This is a genomic window from Mesorhizobium sp. WSM4829, from assembly GCF_055811475.1.
Genome location: NZ_JBVVQJ010000085.1, coordinates 1 through 5,039 on the forward strand (window position 1 = coordinate 1; position 5,039 = coordinate 5,039).

The following is a 5,039-nucleotide window of genomic DNA, read 5'->3' on the forward strand; positions in this document are numbered from 1 at the left end:
GTCTTGCCGGTCCGCAGCCGCACACCGGCGCGGTTCGGCCGGTAGCCGATCTGCTTGGCGACAAGCTGGACGCGTCGATGATGACCGCCTTGGAGGCGAATAGTTCAGCGAGCACGGTCGAGAACAAGAAGGTAAGGATCGTTAGGAGTGCGATCGTGCCGGCGACGGGATGAATGAGCTTGGTCATTGGTTTCTGTGTCTTTCACCGGCTGATGGCGAGCACGCCCAGCGCCGAGGCGGCGGCGGCAAGCCCAATGCGGACGTAGTGAATCATGATCCAGGTGTTGAGCCGGTCAGGAACCTGGTCGAGGGGCAGGGCTTTGGCCGCGAACTGAGCGTTGGTTGGCACGAACCAGATCATCGTGAGCGCCAGGACGCCCGCGATGCAGGCGGACGATCCGATCCAGAGCATACGCGGCCCAACGTCGCCCCAGCCGAGCCAGAGGGAGCCGATCAGGCCGACGAGGGTCGGGACGACGACAATAGGAATCGCCCCGGAAATGAACCCGCTGTTCTGGCTGAACCAGTCGAGGAACTCGGCTGCGGGAAGGCTCTTCCAGTAGCCGCCGAGCGTCACACCAATAGTCAGCATGACTCCGGCGAACATGGCCGAACCCGTGACGGCGAGTATGTTGAACAGGAGCCGCATCGGACTCTCTCCTCTTGGCTTGATTTCGATTATGATGACTTCGGGCTGCAGGCGTCGCGTTTATGCGACGCAGATGCCGGGCACCGCCACCTTCTGGAACAAGTGCGGAGAGGCAACCGCCGACGACGGATAGGCTCCCAGTTTCGCTCTGAATTCGGGATGCGTGAACGCGGCCCGGAAGGCGGCCGTCGATTCCCAGACTGCGTAGTTCAGGTAGGTCGGGCTTTCGCCGATGGCGCGGTGGAGTTGGATGGAAATGAGGCCCGGCTGGGTCTTCATGAAGGACGCATCGTCCTCCCACACCTGAAGAAACACTGCCTCGTCGGCGGGATCGAGCGTGAACAGATTGATCAAAACAACGGCATCGGCATCGATTCCAATCTGACGGTCGATGGGAAAGGCGGGATCGAGAGGGCGCATGGTGGGCATGAAAGGTCTCCTGAGGTTGCATTTGACACTATAATGTCGAGTGGGTACTATCAACACATAACCAATTGACATCATCGTGTCAACAAAATCATATGGTGACAAATGAACAAACCGCAGCGGGCGTCAGCCGGAGATGCCTTGACCGATCTCATTCTGACGATGTTCCGGGTGAACAACCTCACCCTTACCTGGGGCGACCGGCTCGTCGCTCCTCTCGGGCTGACCAGCGCCCGTTGGCAGATTCTAGGGGCTATCGTGGCGGCAGAACGGGCACAGCCGGTTGCCTGGCTTGCGCGCGATCTCGGCGCCAATCGCCAGAACGTTCAGCGCATCGTCAACGATCTGGCCAAGGAAGGGTTGGTGTCATTCGCGCCAAACCCGCATCATCGCCGTGCACAACTCGTGGCGCTGACGGACAAGGGACGGCAGACCTTCGACGCTGCCATCCGCCTGTACGCGCCGCGGGTCGAGGCGCTCGCGGAAGGGCTTGCCGTAACGGACATCGAAGCAGCCCGCAACGTGATGACGATGCTGCGGCAGAAACTTGAGGGGGATGAAAATGCTCAAGAGTAGGCTTCGCACCGCGAATGGCAGTATCCGCTATCTCGTTTGTGGTGGCTGTTGACCCTAGCGTCTGATGACAGCTCGACGTCCCTTGGGTCAGAGATGTCGGTTCCCGCGAAGGTCCGCTTGCAAGCTGCCAAATCGGCGTGGCAAAGGCTGATTTGGGTCAAATCTTCCGGTTGTCGAACCGACAAGTCGCGCCATTTGCGGTCATTGTGCCCGGCAAGATGGAAGCCTCGATCGAGTCCTTTGCTGATTTTTTTCGATTCAACACTGCCGAAATCCAAAGGCTCGAGCGTCACCTACTCATGCTTATCCGCAGACATCGCCTGCCTGCACTCAGAGATGAACCGAGCGGCTGGCTCATCACACGTTGGCGGCGTCAAAATACCGATCTCCCTGAAAGTTTCCGCCTCGCCTAGCTCTATGACGCGCACGCCCCGGAAATGATCCGCGTAGGCTTCCGCTCTCGGCACGATTGCGACGCCCATGCCGTCGGCAACCATGCTCAACAGGGCAGGAATGTCGTCTATCTCGACCCATTCGTTGATCATAACGCCTTGTTGTTCGATCAAACGCTCTACCAGCCGCCCGCCGAACGAATGACGGTTGTACCTCAGGAAGGCGTGTCCGCTCATCGCGGCTTTCCAATTCATGTCGTCAGTTCCTGGCGGCGCCACCAAGACGAAACGCTCCTGCACCAACGACTCCCACCGAACGGTCGACGGCAATCCGAAGCTTGGCCGGATAATGACGGCCACGTCCAATCCGCCTGCGTCCAGGCGATCCAGCAGCTCTAGTGAAGTTCCCGGCACGATCTCGATGTAAAAACCGGGGAACGCGGGGTGGAAAGCCTTCAAAGCGCGCCGAAGGATCGTCGGCTGCACGGACGAGATTGCACCAATCCGGAGGCGCCCGGGTCGGGCTGACCAATCCAACGGCTTGGTCAGTGTTTCAACACCTGCAAGAACCTCCTGCGCTCGCGCCAACACTGTGCGTCCAGTCTGGTTCAGGGTGGCCGAGCGGCCGGTCCGATCGAAGAGCCGCACCCCGAGCTTGTCTTCGAGACGCATCATCTGCCCGCTAACGGCGGCCTGCGTCAGACCAATCCGAGTGCCAGCAGCCGCGAAAGTACCATATCGGGCGACCGCCAACAGCGTTCTCAGTTCAGCGATCATGCAGCATTGATAACTTTTAATTGGACTGACCGCAATTACATATAGTTTTTTGTTTTGCTCGGAATCCTCTATCTGCCGGTCATCGTCAGAATGGAGTTAACGATGACCGACCAGACCATCCGCCCCTTCCATCTCGCTTTTCCTGTCGACGACCTCGAAGCAGCGCGCGGCTTCTACAAAGATCTTCTCCGCTGCGGGGAAGGCCGCAGCTCGCCCGACTGGGTCGATTTCGACTTTCACGGCCATCAAATCGTCGCGCACTTGGCGCCCGAGGAAACCGGCAAAGCCCGGACGAACGCCGTCGATGGCCACGGCGTGCCTGTCCGTCATTTTGGAATCGTTCTCTCGATGGAGGAATGGCAGAAGACCGCTGATCGCCTGATGGAAGCTGGAATGAACTTCGTGGTCGCTCCCTACATCCGCTTCAAAGGCAAGCCCGGCGAGCAGGCAACGATGTTCTTTAACGATCCGGCGGGTAACGCCATCGAGATGAAGGCTTTCAAGGATATCGGCCAGCTGTTCGCGAAGTGAGGCACCGGGAAGAAGAAGGAAGTGTACGCCGTCACTCGGTCGCCGTTCCAGGCAGCCTGCCAGACCTGGGTAGAGGCTGCGCTCGTCTGTCCTGAAACCTCGTGGAGCCACAAGTTCCTGGGATCGATGTGGCGCGGGCGACCCATGGCACCGCTGTAAACAGCCGCATGGCGGTTGCGCTGACGCATTCCAGTTCATCATGCTGGCTCCGTCGCGAGCCTGCCAACGTCACATTCAATCAACTGAAAGCAAAAATAGAATGACCGATCCGACATACGTTCAGGAATACGAAGCAATCGTCAAAGTGCTGAACAAGTACAACGAAGGTGGAGCAAAAGCGGACAGCTCGATCATGCGCTCGGCCTTCAGCGAACGTGCGACTATTTTCGGCATCGAGAACAGCAAACTTGAAGGGGGGCCGATCGAAGGGCTTTTCAAAACGATCGATACGGCGTTCCGGCAATCGCCGGAGGCGAAGGCCGCTATCGTGCACATCGATATCGTTGGTACCGTGGCGAACGCCCGCGTTGATACGGACAATATCTCGGGGTTTCGCTTCACGGATTTTTTCAATCTGGTAAAGGTCGACGGTCAGTGGACGGTCGTTAACAAGGTCTACCACACGCACCATAGCAACTGATCGGACGCCGGCGCATTTGATGAGGGCTTCGGTTCTCATCAGCCCCGGCCGTCGCTGTTTTGATCATCGAAACTCCCGCGTAGTTACAGAAGGAACACGACGATGTCCAAAATCTTCATCGTCGGCGGTGCCGGAAAAGTGGGCCGTCGGCTTGCTCAGCAACTTTCCGAGCGTGGTCACCGGCCGTTCTCCCTTTACCGCAAACCTGAACGGCGTGACGAACTGACGGCACTCGGAGCCACGCCGATTGAAGGCGATCTCATCGGTCTGTCAATCGAGGATTTGGCGGACATGATGAAGGGCTGTGGCACTGTGGTCTTCAGCGCGGGAGCCGGCGGCGCGGGGATGGCAGTCACCAACGCCATCGACGGGGCCGGGCTCGAAAAGGCGGTCGAAGCCGCGAAGGTCGCAGGAGTCCAGCGATTCCTGCTGGTCTCAGTTTTTCCCGACGCGCTGCGCGACCAAGAGCGCAAAGAGGGCTTCGAGAACTATATCAGGGTAAAGAAGTTGGCGGACGCCTATCTTGTCGCCAGCGGCCTCGATTACGTCATAGTGCGGCCTGGCACACTGACCGAAGAGACAGGCCGCGGATGCGTGCGCGCCGACCTCGCTGTTCCCTACGGCAAGGTGCCGCGGGACGATGTTGCCGCCGTTCTGGCCGAGATCGTAGACCGGCCGGACATTGCCAGAGCGATCATCGAGCTAACCGAAGGAGAGACGCCGGTCTCCGAAGCCATCGCTCGTCTCGCATAAAGAGCGCGATCATGATGCTTGGGGTTCGGCCGGTGCTCGCCAGCGAGTTGACAGCAAGGCGAAGAAAGGCTCAAGGCGGACGTCGAGCAAGTAAGGGTGGTCGGCGCTCATAGGCGACGACGATCGAAGGCCGTCAAGGGGCCACATCCAGACCACCCCTAGAGCGCAGCGTACGTCCGTTTCCGCACTTCGACGGCCGAAAGCTGTCAGCCCGCAAGCGTGAAGAGTTTCGGGCGCCAGCAGGCGTACGAAAGTCCCCGAGGAAGGAACCCGCGGGCCACAGGCGATGGCTATG

7 protein-coding genes are annotated in these 5,039 nt (G+C 59.3%); 4 read left to right on the plus strand and 3 right to left on the minus strand.

Annotation, left to right across the window (positions count from 1 at the left end):
• Positions 1-202: 202 nt before the first annotated feature.
• Both AC0L17_RS34050 and AC0L17_RS34055 read right to left on the minus strand, forming a co-directional pair.
• Positions 203-649, minus strand: a complete 447-nt coding sequence (locus AC0L17_RS34050; RefSeq protein WP_473518929.1) for an anthrone oxygenase family protein — start codon at positions 647-649, stop codon at positions 203-205.
• A 60-nt stretch (positions 650-709) separates the two neighbouring features.
• A complete protein-coding gene (locus AC0L17_RS34055; protein ID WP_473518930.1) occupies positions 710-1,078 on the minus strand; it encodes an antibiotic biosynthesis monooxygenase family protein in 369 nt (122 codons plus the stop codon).
• Positions 1,079-1,180: 102 nt separating this feature from the next.
• On the opposite strand from AC0L17_RS34055, the gene AC0L17_RS34060 reads away from it, so the two are divergent.
• Complete coding sequence (locus AC0L17_RS34060; protein ID WP_473518931.1) at positions 1,181-1,651, plus strand: MarR family winged helix-turn-helix transcriptional regulator; 471 nt, start codon at positions 1,181-1,183, stop codon at positions 1,649-1,651.
• A gap of 293 nt (positions 1,652-1,944) precedes the next feature.
• Here the strand turns inward: AC0L17_RS34060 and AC0L17_RS34065 are convergent, their stop codons facing one another.
• Positions 1,945-2,820, minus strand: coding sequence for a LysR substrate-binding domain-containing protein (locus tag AC0L17_RS34065; RefSeq protein WP_473518932.1), 876 nt, complete (start codon positions 2,818-2,820; stop codon positions 1,945-1,947).
• Positions 2,821-2,922: 102 nt separating this feature from the next.
• Between AC0L17_RS34065 and AC0L17_RS34070 the strand changes: the two genes are divergently transcribed.
• The 3 genes from AC0L17_RS34070 (at position 2,923) to AC0L17_RS34080 (ending at position 4,744) form a co-directional block, all read left to right on the plus strand.
• On the plus strand, positions 2,923-3,351 hold the full coding sequence (locus AC0L17_RS34070) for a VOC family protein (protein WP_473518933.1): 429 nt from the start codon (positions 2,923-2,925) through the stop codon (positions 3,349-3,351).
• Between the two features lie 259 nt (positions 3,352-3,610).
• The gene (locus tag AC0L17_RS34075) at positions 3,611-3,991 is read left to right on the plus strand and encodes a nuclear transport factor 2 family protein (RefSeq protein WP_473518934.1); all 381 of its coding nucleotides are present in this window, start codon (positions 3,611-3,613) and stop codon (positions 3,989-3,991) included.
• Positions 3,992-4,093: 102 nt separating this feature from the next.
• Entirely contained in the window at positions 4,094-4,744 is a 651-nt protein-coding gene (locus tag AC0L17_RS34080; protein WP_473518935.1) for an SDR family oxidoreductase, read from the plus strand.
• The last annotated feature ends 295 nt before the right edge of the window (positions 4,745-5,039 follow it).